This window comes from Mesorhizobium sp. M0048, from assembly GCF_040323405.1.
Taxonomy (GTDB): Bacteria; Pseudomonadota; Alphaproteobacteria; order Rhizobiales; family Rhizobiaceae; genus Mesorhizobium.
In genome coordinates, this window is sequence record NZ_JAMYUV010000028.1 from 19562 (window position 1) to 33885 (window position 14324).

The 14324-nt window shown below is 58.0% G+C and carries 16 protein-coding genes; 9 read left to right on the forward strand and 7 right to left on the reverse strand.

Translation table 11 applies throughout. From position 1 onward, the window contains the following. The first annotated feature begins 139 nt into the window (after nt 1–139). The 3 genes from queC to queE are packed head-to-tail and all read left to right on the forward strand — an operon-like array spanning nt 140 to nt 1925. Nucleotides 140–838, forward strand: a complete 699-nt coding sequence (gene queC, locus NKJ84_RS21225; protein WP_352508068.1) for a 7-cyano-7-deazaguanine synthase QueC — start codon at nt 140–142, stop codon at nt 836–838. Then, entirely contained in the window at nt 838–1194 is a 357-nt protein-coding gene (gene queD, locus NKJ84_RS21230; protein WP_352508069.1) for a 6-carboxytetrahydropterin synthase QueD, read from the forward strand. Before queC ends, queD begins: the two co-directional genes overlap by 1 nt. Further along, nucleotides 1191–1925, forward strand: a complete 735-nt coding sequence (gene queE, locus NKJ84_RS21235; RefSeq protein WP_352508070.1) for a 7-carboxy-7-deazaguanine synthase QueE — start codon at nt 1191–1193, stop codon at nt 1923–1925. Before queD ends, queE begins: the two co-directional genes overlap by 4 nt. Nucleotides 1926–2035: 110 nt before the next feature. On the opposite strand, the gene NKJ84_RS21240 is transcribed toward queE, so the two are convergent. The 6 genes from NKJ84_RS21240 to NKJ84_RS21265 form a co-directional block, all read right to left on the reverse strand. Next, on the reverse strand, nt 2036–2302 hold the full coding sequence (locus NKJ84_RS21240; protein ID WP_352508071.1) for a hypothetical protein: 267 nt from the start codon (nt 2300–2302) through the stop codon (nt 2036–2038). A gap of 158 nt (nt 2303–2460) precedes the next feature. Continuing rightward, nucleotides 2461–2895 carry a nitroreductase family protein gene (locus tag NKJ84_RS21245; protein ID WP_352508072.1) on the reverse strand — a complete coding sequence of 145 codons (435 nt, stop codon included), beginning with the start codon at nt 2893–2895 and terminating at the stop codon, nt 2461–2463. A gap of 226 nt (nt 2896–3121) precedes the next feature. After that, nucleotides 3122–3718, reverse strand: a complete 597-nt coding sequence (locus NKJ84_RS21250; RefSeq protein ID WP_352508073.1) for a 7-cyano-7-deazaguanine synthase — start codon at nt 3716–3718, stop codon at nt 3122–3124. Continuing rightward, nucleotides 3715–4920, reverse strand: coding sequence for a PfkB family carbohydrate kinase (locus NKJ84_RS21255; protein ID WP_352508074.1), 1206 nt, complete (start codon nt 4918–4920; stop codon nt 3715–3717). The genes NKJ84_RS21250 and NKJ84_RS21255 overlap by 4 nt, the downstream gene beginning before the upstream one ends. Then, a complete protein-coding gene (locus tag NKJ84_RS21260) occupies nt 4917–5126 on the reverse strand; it encodes a hypothetical protein (RefSeq protein ID WP_352508075.1) in 210 nt (69 codons plus the stop codon). The genes NKJ84_RS21255 and NKJ84_RS21260 overlap by 4 nt, the downstream gene beginning before the upstream one ends. 148 nt (nt 5127–5274) lie before the next feature. Next, nucleotides 5275–6051, reverse strand: a complete 777-nt coding sequence (locus NKJ84_RS21265; RefSeq protein WP_352508076.1) for an endonuclease III domain-containing protein — start codon at nt 6049–6051, stop codon at nt 5275–5277. Nucleotides 6052–6100: 49 nt separating this feature from the next. Between NKJ84_RS21265 and NKJ84_RS21270 the strand changes: the two genes are divergently transcribed. The 5 genes from NKJ84_RS21270 to NKJ84_RS21290 all read left to right on the forward strand — a co-directional run bounded on the left by NKJ84_RS21270 (nt 6101) and on the right by NKJ84_RS21290 (nt 11155). Further along, nucleotides 6101–6409, forward strand: a complete 309-nt coding sequence (locus NKJ84_RS21270; RefSeq protein WP_352508077.1) for a hypothetical protein — start codon at nt 6101–6103, stop codon at nt 6407–6409. Between the two features lie 207 nt (nt 6410–6616). After that, nucleotides 6617–8011, forward strand: a complete 1395-nt coding sequence (locus NKJ84_RS21275; RefSeq protein ID WP_352508078.1) for a hypothetical protein — start codon at nt 6617–6619, stop codon at nt 8009–8011. A gap of 194 nt (nt 8012–8205) precedes the next feature. Continuing rightward, on the forward strand, nt 8206–9762 hold the full coding sequence (gene dgt, locus NKJ84_RS21280; protein ID WP_352508079.1) for a dGTP triphosphohydrolase: 1557 nt from the start codon (nt 8206–8208) through the stop codon (nt 9760–9762). A 402-nt stretch (nt 9763–10164) separates the two neighbouring features. Then, nucleotides 10165–10830, forward strand: coding sequence for a DUF433 domain-containing protein (locus NKJ84_RS21285; RefSeq protein ID WP_352508080.1), 666 nt, complete (start codon nt 10165–10167; stop codon nt 10828–10830). Beyond that, entirely contained in the window at nt 10811–11155 is a 345-nt protein-coding gene (locus tag NKJ84_RS21290) for a DUF5615 family PIN-like protein (RefSeq protein WP_352508081.1), read from the forward strand. The genes NKJ84_RS21285 and NKJ84_RS21290 overlap by 20 nt, the downstream gene beginning before the upstream one ends. Nucleotides 11156–11510: 355 nt before the next feature. On the opposite strand, the gene hemN is transcribed toward NKJ84_RS21290, so the two are convergent. Beyond that, on the reverse strand, nt 11511–12854 hold the full coding sequence (gene hemN, locus NKJ84_RS21295; RefSeq protein WP_352508082.1) for an oxygen-independent coproporphyrinogen III oxidase: 1344 nt from the start codon (nt 12852–12854) through the stop codon (nt 11511–11513). A gap of 154 nt (nt 12855–13008) precedes the next feature. Between hemN and NKJ84_RS21300 the strand changes: the two genes are divergently transcribed. Then, entirely contained in the window at nt 13009–13755 is a 747-nt protein-coding gene (locus tag NKJ84_RS21300) for a Crp/Fnr family transcriptional regulator (protein ID WP_352508083.1), read from the forward strand. Nucleotides 13756–14324: the final 569 nt, after the last annotated feature.

Consider the following 14324-nt stretch of genomic DNA (forward strand, 5'->3'; position numbering starts at 1 on the left):
CGAGGGCGCCTTGCACACAGCGGCACGTCAGCGCATGAAACTCGTCCCCCGTTCACTTCACAAAATGGATTTCCTGAAGTACTGGGAGCGCAGAGAAATCTCCGGTCGCAGCCTACCCGGTTAAAACAAGGACCCAAAAATGAAGACTCTCGTCGTCTGCTCCGGCGGATTGGACTCCGTTACCCTTGCTCACAAGGTGGCAGCGGAGCACGAACTCGCCGGCCTCCTATCTTTCGATTACGGCCAACGGCATAGAAAGGAATTGGGCTTCGCCGCCCTTTGCGCGGAGCGACTGAGCGTCCCGCACCGCATCATCGACATCCACGAGATCGGCGGCGGCCTTTCCGGCTCCGCGCTGACCGATAATGTGGAGGTGCCCGACGGGCACTACGCCGAAGACACGATGAAGGTCACGGTGGTGCCGAACCGGAACGCCATCATGTTAGCCATTGCCTTCGGCTTCGCCGCAGCGCACGGCGCTGAGGCGGTGGCGACGGCCGTGCATGGTGGGGATCATTTCATTTATCCCGACTGCCGTCCGGCCTTCATCGACGCTTTCCAGATGATGCAGGACCACGCGCTCGACGGCTACGCGGAGATTCGCATTTATGCACCCTATGTGAATCTCACGAAGGCGGACATTGTTAGGAATGGAGCAGCATACGGCACGCCGTTTGCGCAGACCTGGTCCTGCTACAAGGGCGCCGAGCGTCACTGCGGGAGGTGCGGGACCTGCGTCGAGCGGCGCGAGGCGTTTCATCTCTCTGGGCAGCCGGACCCCACCGACTACGAGGACTCCGACTTCTGGCTCGATGCGCTGCGAAGGAGGACCGCGTAATGTTCCGCATCACCAAGGAATTCCACTTCTCAGCCTCGCATCAGCTCACCTCGTTGCCACCCGATCACCAATGCGCGCGCCTGCACGGGCATAACTACATCGTTGAAGTGGAGCTTTCAGCGAATGGACTGAACGACAACGGCTTCGTGCGCGACTATCACGATTTGGCGCCATTCAAACGCTACATCGACGAGAGCTTCGACCACCGACATCTCAACGACTTGCTGGGACATGAGCAAGTCACGGCGGAATATCTGGCCAGACATTTTTATGAATGGTGCAAGGCACGCCTGCGCGAAACCTCGGCCGTGCGGGTGAGCGAAACGCCGAAAACCTGGGCGGAATACCGGCCATGACCGATACGCATCCCGCAATCCGCGTGAGTGAGATTTTCGGGCCGACGATCCAGGGCGAGGGCGTGCTCATCGGTTTGCCGACGGTCTTCGTCAGAACCGGCGGGTGTGACTATCGCTGTTCCTGGTGCGACAGCCTGCATGCGGTGGACAATCAATTCCGCCATGAATGGGAGATGATGTCCATTGCCGCGGTGTGGCAAAACGTGCTTGCGCTTTCCGGTGGCCGCCCGCTGATGGTATCGCTGTCAGGCGGCAATCCGGCCATCCAGCCGCTCGGCGCGCTCATCGAGCGAGGCCATGGTGAAGGTTACCGTTTTGCGCTGGAAACCCAAGGTTCGGTGGCCAGAGACTGGTTTGCCGACCTTGACGTGCTAGTCCTCAGCCCAAAGCCGCCGTCAAGCCAAATGACGACCGATTGGGCCGCTTTCGAGGCCTGCCTCCAGGCGGCACAAGGCAGGCCGCAAGTCGTGCTCAAGCTCATTGTTTTCGACGAAAGGGACTACGCCTACGCGAAAGACGCCGCTGCGAGATTTCCGCGACTTCCGATCTATCTGCAACCCGGCAATCACACGCCGCCACGCCTCGCAAATGAAGACGCGCCTGTCGATCTTGACGGAATAATAAAACGCATGGAGTGGCTGATTGAAAAGGTGACCCGCGACAGGTGGTTCGAAACCCGCGTGCTGCCGCAGTTGCACGTTATGCTCTGGGGTAACAAGAGAGGCGTCTAGGCGAGGGCCATGCGCTGAGCCGTGTCAGTGCCCACGTTCTGCTAGAATGCGTCAGGTATCTGCCGGAAAAGGCAACTGAACGCTGTGTGCTTTCGACTACGACCGTTTTTCTAATCACGCGACTGACGGCGCGAAACCTGGCCAACGATAGCCAGACCAATGACGATGCCCAACCAAACGGCGAAATGGATCGCCTTCACCATATACGAAATAGCCTGTAGCAGCGGCGGCGCCGACAGAGCCAGCCCGGAGGAGGAGAGGTGCTGCTCACCAGCTGCGAAATATTCGGTTAGGGAAGGGATCGTCTGGCCAAGGTCGATATCTTTTAGCGAGGGAGGCGCGTGAGACTTGTTCGCGATGGGCTGGGAAGCGGTCACTCACTTTCAGACGTTCCCGTCGGAACAGACGTTGATTGATTGTTGAATTGGGAGTGTGGATCGGACTGGCCACTTAGGATCAACGACGGGCCACAACTGCCAAAACCGCGTCCACACAGACGATGCATCTATCTCCAGGTTGTCGTTTGGTGCACCCGCTAAGCGAAACTGGAGATTTGCACAGCCCCGACTGCCATGAAGCGGTTTGTTGGAAACCCGATCAAGGGTAGATAGGCGTTGCCTGAAAAGCCCAGCACGTTGGAGCGCAGGCCAAGCCACTCCGCTACGAAACTTAGGGTCGCGCAAACAACACCGGCATCGCGCCAGGCCAAGCTTTCTCCATTCACATAGGCTGCATCGATTTTGGACAGGTCTGCCACCAACCGAAGGGTGCAGCCTGGGGCGGTTCCCAATACCCCTTTCACCTGCTCTCTGTTGAGTTCGGCTGCCTGGGATGAGGCGCCGAGGAAAGCTGCAGCGTGTCTCGTGGGCAGATAGGCGCGTGCCGCATGATCGCTGTTCGACATTTGATAAATGATCTGGACGGGGTGCAATCCACCTGCGGAGGGTGAAATCCGGTGTTCCAAAGGCACGCCGGCACGTCCGATGCCACGAAATTCGCGAGTCCCGCACGCGTACCAAAGCAATGCTTCAATCTCGTGCCAGCTTACAGGCGCCCCAATGGCAGATCGCCGCGACTCCATTACGTCTAGAAATGATCGATCGCGCTGCTCTTCCGGCTTTGGAAGCTCACGTATTACCGCGCCTGCCGGCAACCAGGCAGACCAGTCACCAGGCTGCTCCCTGGGAGCAGGTTCTTCAGTGAGGCGTCCAGCCAAGAGCCGACCAGGTATTGTAATGCTTCACGCAGCCCCTGCATCTGCCGCAGGCGTAATTCCCAACGTGGCACGAGTGCGCCCAGGCGAGGGTCGCTTGGTCGATCTCGGAGGTTCGCACCAGTTCGACCGCATCCAGCTCGATAGCCGGAGCTTCTACAGTGATGCCGCCCTCCTGAAGCGCCAGCAGCTTCGAGATATGCTCGACAAAGTCGGGACGCCCGTCGGCGTGGACGCCGTCGGTGGCGAGGGCGCCGATAAGGAGGTGTTTTACGCCGCTCTTCACCGCAGCCATGCCAGCGAGCGTGATCAGGAGCTGATTGCGGAATGGCCACCACTCCGACACTGGCGCGACCTCAGACGGCGCACTGCCCGCCAAGTCCCCAGATCCTAGAGCCGAGCAATCGACGCAAATGACTTCGTGAGGGATATTGAGGAGGCGCGCGACCTGGCCAGCGGCGACGATTTCAGCCTCAGCCGGCTTCTGCCCATAGTCGATGGTGATGCAAACGTTCGGACGCTTCCACCAAGCGATGCTGACCGAGTCCATGCCTCCAGAGAGTAGCAATGCCGTCTTCATTTAGGCAGGCTCCATATCGCCTTGTAGATCGCGGTCACGAAGTCCTGCGCGACCATCGTGCCCGAGCCCACGAACATCTTTAAGTCTTCCTCCTTCTCGTTCTCCGCCAGTGCAACGATCGGGATGCCCTTTTTTCTCGCATACCCGACTTCGAAGACAGTTCCGGGGTCCATGCCGTTCAGTATCGCAAAGATGACGTCGCAACCGTCCAAACCGATCAAATCCGCCGGAGCGACGACGTCGGCCTTGCCGGGTCCGATTTCATGTACGGGCGAGAAGACGTCTGCTCCCGCATCAATGAGTGCGAGCCGCGCCTCTTCGACCAGCCAGCGCTGTCCAAGGTCAAAGAAAGGTGCGGCAAGGTAAATGCGTCCAGAGCCAGGCTTGATCGGTTTTGCCCTGGCGGACATCAAAATATCTGGAGTGGGAGGTGGAAGGGTTCGCGAGTTGCAATACCAAGCGGTTGCGCGCGACGCCAAATCCGCGGCTTCGACCGGTTCCTTCCCATGTATCGCCCAGAAACCGGCAAACGTTGAGGAAAACACGTCGCCTGACCCGAGCTTCCAGACTGAATCCGATTCGTAGAGTGGAACCTGTTGTTGGTGCTCGGGCGTGAGGACCAATGCCCCCAGCGCGCCCATCTTCAAGACGACGACTTCGGCGCCGTCATTATGAAACAGCCAATTGGCGCCTTCGCGCGGATTGTCGGTCCCAGTGATGGACCGCATCTCCAACCGGTTGAGAACCACACCGAGCCTAGCTGCCGACGAACCGTTTCTCCTGAACGGTTGGGCGTCGAACGCAGATTGAGGGTCATACACTGCTATGTTCGCGGACACGATGACGTCTGATTCGATCATCCCATAGCGGATGACGATGTTGTTCTCGACCTTGATATCTGGAAGTCTCTTCAGCAATGCCGGTGGCGGCGAGATATGTGGCACCGAGAGCGTATGGACATAATCGAAAGTGACTGCCTGCTCGGTACCCAGGAGATTCAGTTGGACGTCAGCAAGTTCTGCCTCAACAGCGATCCGATCGCTGAGCCGGCTGTTGGCGTAACCTCGTAGTTGCACGCGGCCACCTGCAAGCTGCGCGATCGCAAACGCGCCGCGTCCTGCCGACCCTAAGACACGATCCCATTCGGGTTGCAGGCAGCGCTCATGGTAGACGCCGCCCGCAACGGTTACGTCGCGGCTCACACCGGGTAGACCCTGACCGTGTAGACGCCGCCGGAGATCGACAGAATCTCAGCTTTGTATAGCACCGCCTGCTGAACAATGCAGTTGATCACCTGCAGATAGCCAACGAACGTGAGCGACCCGCCGAGGTTTCCGCCAGCATCCCGTACGACAAGCGTTGAAGAACTACCGATGGCCACAACGTCGACATCCAGAACGTTGCCCACGTTAAGCGGTCCAAGGACCGAAGGCTTCGGACTGTTAACGGGAGCCTGGTACTCGCGGCTGCATTGATCGAATCCCCCTCCGACAGCGGGACCGAGATCACTCCGTCCACTGCCTCCGCCGCCACCGCTCATGTCAGGTCCTCCTCGCCTAGTTCGGGACTAGAGCCTGATTCGAAACATTCATCAACGTTTGTAAGAGGCGCGGATGTACGCTTCGCATGACTTTCCACATTACGGCGTCCAGCATTGATGCCCGGACTCCAATCGCAGAGCTGAAATCCAAATATTTCTCCTCCAGTCTGAAATAATCGGTAGCTGGATTCGCCTTTGCAGGAAAAACGCCTATTTGGCAGCAGGCGCGGATGATATGAACGTCGAGTATAGCGACATCATCGCTGCGTCGACGATTGCGAACTACCCACGATGCGGTCTTCGGACCGATCCCGGGCAAGGTACAAAGGCTATCGCGCAACTCTCTGTCGTTCAACTGGGCCTCGTCAATCATAGCAACGCCTTCCAGGCATCTGTGCAAGTAGCCTGCACGTTGCTTTGCGAACCGGTATCTCACGGATCGTCCGAGGACTGATAGCGGTTCTGATAGCAGTGATTCCGCCTGCGCTAGAGTCAGGCGGGGACCGTTCACGCGCATATAGGAGCGGACGCGATCGTATGCGGCAAGGCCAACCTCAGCAGGTGCGCCGTGCCCGCCTAGAAGGCACGCGACCACTTCCTCTGCAAGCGTTTCGCCAAGTCCGCTCTCGTCAGGCGTGTCAAGCGCGTCCATCCAAACTTGCGTTGCCCAGAAAGCCGGCGTGAACACTGCCGCGAAATCCCCCCAAGGGACCGACGGCATAACCTCGGCATCGGCATCCGGCAGATGCAGGAAGATCGGCTGCCCATCCTTCAGCGAAATAACCTGTTGCATCTCTCAGTCCCAATCATTATTCATAAAAATCATAGCCAATTTTGATCAAATGACAACGGAAAACACCGCTCTGCTGAACGAGATACGAGAGGCGATGGACCGGTTAGGGGTAGGCCAGGTCCAGCTGGCATTGTCTTGTGGTTACACGCAATCATACATCAGTAAAGTCCTGAATCTTCGTGCTAAAATGACCGACAAGCTGGAGCGGAAGCTGACATTTTGGCTTTCATCCCATTCTATGAAGGAAGCGGTTTCCAGTGCGGAGATCGAGGCAATCGTTCAGCGCCTTGCTAGAGCAAAACCGGAAAGAAGAATGCATATAATGAATATTCTTCGCGGTCTGGCCGGTATGTCGTGAGGCGCGCCGAGTCTATAATGGCCGCCGTCGCATGGTGGCAACTTGGCGTCCTGCGACGTCAAGAAGCACTCTTTCCACACGATAGAGCCGTCGCTGGTGGTCCAGTTCGTACAAAAGGCGCTAAGGTGGCGGGCTTACACCTTCTCGTCGTGTCCATTTCCGGGCCAGCACAATGAACCGACTGCCATGCCTGATCGATCGAGCCACATGAGCGACCGCCCCTCTGCCTTCCGCAAGGATGCTGTTCTGGCGCGACTGGCCGAACAATTCAATGTCGCGCAATTCGTTAGCTTCGCACCGAAAGCCGGGGCTCCGATACAGCAGTTTGCCCGGCTCGCTGGGCTGCCGGCCGATCAGCACTTCGATACGCCGGCGGAGGCGATAGGGGCTCTCTTTTTGAGGAGCGTCGAAGGCACGCTCAACGTCCGGAGCTTCAATGAACACCAGCCTCAGAGTGCCGAGTTTCTCTACGGACTTTCCTCGCCCCTTGATGTCGTAGCTGCGGTTGAGCGTCTCTCTGCCGCAGGCTGGTTCACGATTGTCAACGAGACTATCGATGTCAGCGATGGCGGAGTTTCGGGGGTGATCCTTGATGACATCGTTGAATTTGGTCCCGATGTTACGCCACGCGGGGTCGAGAAAGCGGGTTTCGCGACACTACGCTCTGACTGGGCGCGCCGGCTGTTCGACATAGTCTACGGATTCGGTCCCGATTTTGCGTCAGCAAAATCCGCGCGCCTTGAGTTCAGCCTTCACCCCAAGCCGCGCGGCTATCGTCAATCCCACGTCATATATTGGGAATTCGGTGAGAATGAAGCCATGCATGCCGCTGACGTGGAGCCGAGGTGGCCAAATGGCTTCTCGCGCATGCTTGGAGACAAGGCATACGGGTTGCTGATCGGTCATCTTGCCGGCGTGCCCGTGCCGCGAACGACAGTTATTTCTCGCCGGGTCGCTCCATTCTCGTTCGGCGAGAGTACAGGCACCCGCGAAATTTGGACACGGACATGTCCGACCGAACAGGTGCCGGGCCATTTCACGACTGTTCGAGGTTGGACTGACCCGTTCAAGCTCCTGAATGCGGAGGACCCTGATCATCGTGCAATTGCGTCAGTCATCGCGCAGGAAGGCGTCCCCGCGACCTGGTCGGGTGCTGCGATTTGTGACGCTGATGGGCAACTCCACGTCGAGGGAGTTCTTGGCGCCGGCGACGCTTTCATGCTCGGGAAGAAGGCGCCTCAAGAACTTCCACCTGAAGTTTTGAGTGCAGTTGAAACTCTCTATCAACGAACTTCCGCTCAACTTGGTGCGGTGAGATTCGAATGGGCATATGACGGCCGCGCTGCGTGGCTGCTGCAACTACACAAGGGGCGCAGCGTTTCATCTGGTGCAACAATTGTCCCAGGAGAGGCTACGGAATGGCAAAGTTTCGATGTTCGAGATGGCTTGGAAGCGCTACGAGTAGCTCTCACAATGATTCCGTTCGGCCATGGCCTGATACTGGAGGGGGAGGTCGGCCTGACAAGTCACATCGCGGATGTCGTCCGACAGGCCAGTGTGCCGACGCGAATGCGTCTGGTTGCTGACCAAGCCTCTAATTGACGCTCGTGGGAAAACGGAACATAATAAGAACACGATAAAAATATTAAGTATCCACAATGCTAAACGAAGGGAAACGAAGATGCTTTTGACCGCTGTCGCAAACGCTCGTAAAGATGCTGAGTCGCAGCTCGGAACCTTGGATAGGGCTCTTCGCATGCGCTTCGAACGCCGCATGAGAGAAGAGACAGAGAACGATGGCAACACCGCCAAAGAGCCCGTCAAAAACAGCGCCGAAAAGCAAGATTAAGCTCTACACGAGCAACGATGAAACCAGGGAGGTGGTCCGCGGAGGCGCGGACCCCCAAGAAAAGGACTACCGGCACAATTACTCCCGAGATCACGGTCGGATCATTCACAGCGCTAGCTTCCGCCGTCAGCAGGGAAAGACACAGGTATTCCCCAGCCGCGAGTCCGACTTTTTCAGGAGCCGGCTGACCCATTCGCTTGAAGTGGCCCAGATCGCCCAGGGAATAGCCGAGTTCATCAACCACACATACAAGACTACTTTGCCTGAACTTATTGACGTCAGGTTGTGTTTCGCCGCTGGTCTGGTTCACGACATTGGCCATCCGCCATTCGGTCACAACGGTGAACGGGCGCTCGACAATGCGATGCTCGAATATGGCGGGTTTGAGGGCAATGCCCAAACCTTGCGAATCCTGACCAGGCTAGAGAAGAAGGTCAAATACGCCAAAGCTCTCGATGGCGATGGCGATATAAGGGCCGGTCTAAACCTTTGCCATCGGACGCTGGCCTCTGTCCTGAAGTACGACAACATGATCAAAGCCGTGCGCCCTGAAGGCTCAAAGGTTGAGAAGGGCTACTACGCTACGGAAAAAAGGATCGTCGAGAACATCAAAAGCTCAGTAATAGGCGACTTCAAACTAAAGCGCGGAAAAGAGTTCAAGTCGCTCGAATGCTCGATAATGGATCTGGCAGACGACATTGCATATTCCGTCTACGATCTTGAAGACTGCCTGAAGGTCGGGTTCCTAAGCCCTGCGAAGATCCTGGCGACCAAGGATGCGCTGTTGGAAAAGGTGGCAGCGAGCGTATCGAAGCAGATCAAGGAGGACGTCAGCAAGGAAGATGTGCTCGACGTATTCTTCGATATTTTTGCCGGACTGTTCCAGGGCGAGCCCGATAACGATGGAAGTAGCGTGGGGGTGGATGCGACTGGGAGTCCGGATGGCGCTGAAATGAGCAACCAAGAGGATGGCGACAGTCTGCAGCCAGCCGAAGTGGCCAGAAGACAGAAGCTGGAGGCCGAGCGGGAAGGGTTCAGGCGATTTACCGCTGTTTATAAGACGTCCAGGCTGATCAGTGATGACGCATACAACCGCACAGAGTTGTCTTCGCAGTTGGTGCACGAATTCATCTCGTCAGTGGAGCTGGATTACAACGAGCAATGTCCACCTCAGAGCCAGGTGAAGCTGTCCAAAGGGCGATTGCGCCGAAAGGAAGTCCTGAAACAGTATACCTATGAGGCCGCTATCTATGCCCCGCGCGTGAAGCTGGGCGAATATCGAGGCTACGATGTTGTGACCGATCTTTTCGAAGCGCTGATGGCTGACAAGGGCGATATTCTGATGCCAGAGGACGTCAGAGAGCGTTTCAACAAGGCAGACAACATCACTGGACGGGCCCGCGAAGTGTGCGATTTCGTGGCGGGGATGACTGATCGGTATGCCATTGAGTTCTGGGCGCGTTTGAAATCCGACTCAGCGGAAAGCATGTTCAAGCCGATCTGACAGAGACCGGCGAATTTCAGGATGAGCGGCTTTGAGTCACGCCGTCGAGTAGGTTTGACCGGCGTGCTTGGCGCGGGCCAACTTCATAGCGACCGTTCCGCTATCGAACTGGGCGATTGCTCACTAGGAAGACCTGTATGCCGGACGGCCCCTGACTCATTCCAGTTTGGCCTGGGGTTCTGGCGCCGTCTGGAGTTTCTATGGGCGGCGTCGCCTTGGTGCTTCGCGATCTTGTTCATGCCCGCGGATGCATCTCGGCGCTCCGATTTTTACCTTCACAAGTGGCCGAGCCTCTGAGTTCGGCTTTCTTGTTTCGCCGTCCAGCCGCGCCATTAGGCATTGAAAAAGGCACTCTCTCATTCTATATTTCCGATGCGTCGGAAGATTTACTTAGGAGCGACCATGGCAGCCGTAGCCGAAATGCTGAAGGCAAGCGAGGCCGCCGTGGTCTCGCGTGTAAGCCTGCGAGATGTCAATCGCGCAATCGATGAACGCATCCTGCCCGATGCCTTCGTATCGGTTGACAACGGCCGGCACGTCCTGGCCGGAGCCTGCTCCTTCATCAGCTTCTACTTCGAGACCGCAAAACGTCTAACCTCGGAAGAACGATTGTTTGCGATCAGGATGGTTGAGCCCAAGCTAACACTCTCGCGCTCGCTCGCTTGGGCGGCACTGCTGCGCGAGGACTGGACCGTGCGTGACGACTTTCTGACGATCGATCTGACGCCGTTCCTGAAGAGCACGAGTGAACGTCTGTCCGATCTCGAGGCGGCTCGCGAGATGGTCACGTCGTCGGATGACGTGCTCAGCGGCACGCCCGTTATCCGTAACACTCGCGTCCCAGTGTATGATGTCGCGGCATCCGTCACTGTCGGTCATTCGGTTGAGCGCATTCTTGGGGCCTACCCGAGCCTTGACGCGGAGAAGGTACGGCTCGCGGCGATTTATGCAGAGGCGAACCCCCTGCGAGGGCGTCCTCGTACTGGAGACCTTCCAAAAGGCTCCGTCATCACTTCCGATCGCCGTGTTCCGCGACTTAGGAAGGCGGATGAAGTTCCTGATCGATGAATGTCTCACCCCCGAGCTTGCAAAAATTGCGCATGGGAAGGGTCATGGCGAGACCAGCCACGTTGTCTGGCTGGGGCTCGCCGGGCTCAAGGACTGGGAGCTCAAGCCGATCATTCTTGAAGGCGACTGGACCTTCGTCACCAAGAACTCGGTGGATTTTAGGGGGCCAAAGGATAATCCGGGCACCAAGGGACAGTATGCAGATGTTGCCATCCACGCAGGGCTTGTTTGCCTAAACGGCCCGCCAGGCATGGATCTCGACATGCAGGTCCTCGAAGACGAGGAAACGTTGCGCGTTGTCCGTTATGCGCTACCGAAGGAATGATCGAAGCCAACCAGGCCGCAAGCCGGGGGCGCAGGACCGATCTCATCAATGGTCCTGTCGTCTTCGCGAAGCGCGAACAGGCACCTGCCGAGACTGGCCGCGGCAGAGTGAGACTGTCGCGAACAGACGACAAAAACAAACACCACTTAGGCATGCCATAGAAGGTAGCAAGCCCTCGGGTCGCAACAACTACGGCGCCGGAAGGCACGACTGGACGACATCGTCGCTATGCCAAAGACGTTCGCACTGGTCCGTTCTGAATCCTATCTTGACGCGACGTTCGCCTATGAAGAGCCAAAAAATGTAGCGCAATCGGTTCAAGATTGACTGAAACCGCACCGTTCCTGAGCGGTGCTCAGACCGCTACCGAATGCCTGGCCTTTCCACAATATTTGTCGAACTTTGCCGCGATGCTCCTGACAAACGGCCGGCTTTCCGCAGGCACGACGAAGCGGTCACCATCAAGTTCAAGCAACCGCGCAGGATCTTGGAGGGCCGTGGAACTCGCCTTGAGGAGAAGTCTTTGGCCGGCTTTGCCAAAGCGCTCCACCAGCTCAATCGCCGAGAAGGCGAAGTCACACATCAATCGCTCGATGATCCAGCCGCGAACACGGTCGTCGTCGGAAAGCGCGATACCCCGAACAGCGGCCAGCCCGCCATCAGCAACCATGCGTCCATACTCGGCGGTCGAAGGCATATTCTGTGCATAGCCTTGCCGAAACTGGCTGATGGATGACGGGCCAAGGCCGATCAAGGTCTCGCAGCGATCCTCCGTATAGCCCTGGAAGTTCCGGCGCAGTGTTCCGGCGCGGGCGGCAAGCGCGAGGGCATCGCCCGGTTTGGCGAAATGGTCGAGCCCGATTGCTTCGTATCCCTGGTCCACGATCGCCCGCGCCGCAAGTTGCGATTGAGCAAACCGCTCTGCCGGACCCGGCAGCCATGCCTCGTCGATCATCGTCTGATGTTTCTTGAACCACGGCACATGGGCGTAGCCAAAAAGCGCTATCCGATCCGGTTCCAGGGTCAGTGCCTGCGCGACGGTGGAGGCGACACTCTCCCTGGTCTGGTGTGGCAAGCCGTAGAGCAGGTCCAGATTGACCGATTCGACGCCGCGCGAACGAACGCCGTCGACTACCGCTTTGGTCTGCAAAAAGCCCTGCTCGCGGTTAATTGCCTTTTGCACCTTCGGGTCAAAATCCTGGACGCCGAGGCTCGCACGGGTCATGCCGATTTCGGCGAGTGCGTCGAGGCGGGCATCGTCCATATCATTGGGTTCGATTTCGACGCCGATCTTGGCGCCGGGAAGAAACGTGAATCTGTTGCGCAGGGCGGTTCCCAGCGCCACCAGATCCTCCGGTTTGAGCATCGTTGGCGAACCGCCGCCGAAATGGACGGCACGCACGCGGCCCTTGCCTGCGACAAGACCGGCGACGGTGGCGATCTCGGCATGCAGTGAGCGAAGATATGTGGTCACCGGTTCGTAGTGGCGTGTCTGCTTGGTATGGCAGGCACAGAACCAGCAAAGCTTGTCGCAGTACGGGATGTGCAGATAGAGCGAGATCTCGTCACCACCTTCGAGCGCCTCCAACCAGCCTCGGTAAACGACGGCATCGACCCCCGCATGGAAATGCGGCGCGGTCGGATAACTGGTATAGCGCGGGACGTTCTCGCCAAGTCTGGCAGCTAGCTCCAGTCGCATGTCGTGGTCCACCGTGTTTGCGTCGCCGGAACTGTGGATGCTTGGATGAGCCTAAGCCCTGATTTCGATCAACGTTCAGCACGGACAAACTGCCGCAAGGATTTTTCTACCGTCGATTGCTATCCTGCCCGCACTGGACCGGTAGAGCGATCGAATGACATTACGGCAGGACACTCACAGTTCCGGCATTCCCGTTCTTTGCCTGTCTTGCGAGGCACGGCACCGCGGTGTCTGTGGTGCGCTCGAACCAGACCATTTGGCTCAGCTCGCCAAGACGTCGTCGCGGCACAATATCGAGCCGGGGGTCGAACTGATCGGCGACGCCGAGGCGGTCGACTGTTATTCAAACGTGCTTTCAGGCGTGGTGAAGCTGACGAAGAGCCTTTCGGACGGCCGCCAGCAGATCGTCGGTCTCCAGTTCGCGCCGGATTTTCTGGGACGGCCCTTCAAGATGAAAAGCGCGATCAATGCGGAAGCGGCAACAGCTGTCTCGCTATGCTCGTTTCCGAGAGCGGCCATCGAACGGATGATGAAGGAATCACCGGAATTTGTGCATCGCCTGCTCAAGCAGGCGCTAAACGAACTCGACGAGGCACGCGAATGGATGGTGACTCTGGGGCGCAAGACCGCACCGGAGAAGGTGGCGAGCTTTCTCCTCATGATCGCCCGGAACATCGGTTCCAGTGTTGACCCGGCGGCTAGGTCGGCGTGCTTCGAGCTGCCGATGACGCGTGCCGACATCTCTGATTTCCTTGGAATTACAAACGAGACCGTGAGCCGCCAGCTGACCAGCCTGAGAATGGACGGCGTGATTCGGATCGAGAACAACCGCCGTGTCACCGTGGACAGCATGAGCCGGCTGGAACGGCGCTGCGGCGGCCGAGGCGCAACCGCCGTTTGAATGACACCGAAGCTGCATGGCCTACGTCACTTACTTCGTTCGGGGCAGGGCATGCTCGCGTTGGGCTTAGAAGAAGTCGCATAGCGATAGCCCGCTCTCCATCCGATCGGATGAGCCAGGTGCGTTTCGGCCAACTCGTCGGCGAAGCATCCATCTCGAGGTGCTCGACGTGTAACCGGCTGTTCCAGGCAGGATCGCACTCGGCCGAAGTCAATACGCCTCATACGCAGGGGAAAATCGCCGTTCCCCCGAATCATGAATGTCACGAAGGCAGCGCAACGCTGGCGCTGGCTGTCCCAAGGCATTGAAACGATCGACGTTCGGCAAGGCATCGGCCTACTTTCCAGCGTCACAGAAGGCGCGCTTCCCACACGCCCGCGATCGCCTCCATACCCGGCCAGACCGGGGACGCCGGGCCTGTCCATAAGCGTGGCGGCCGGTGCTGCGCTTCCACATTCGATCGCCACAGTCTGATCGCACCGAACTCGATGCTGCTCGAAGCAAAATCGTGCGGCTCTGACATGGATCAGGGCGAGCAGGCCACGGCTGCGCAATAAGGCACTGCGGTT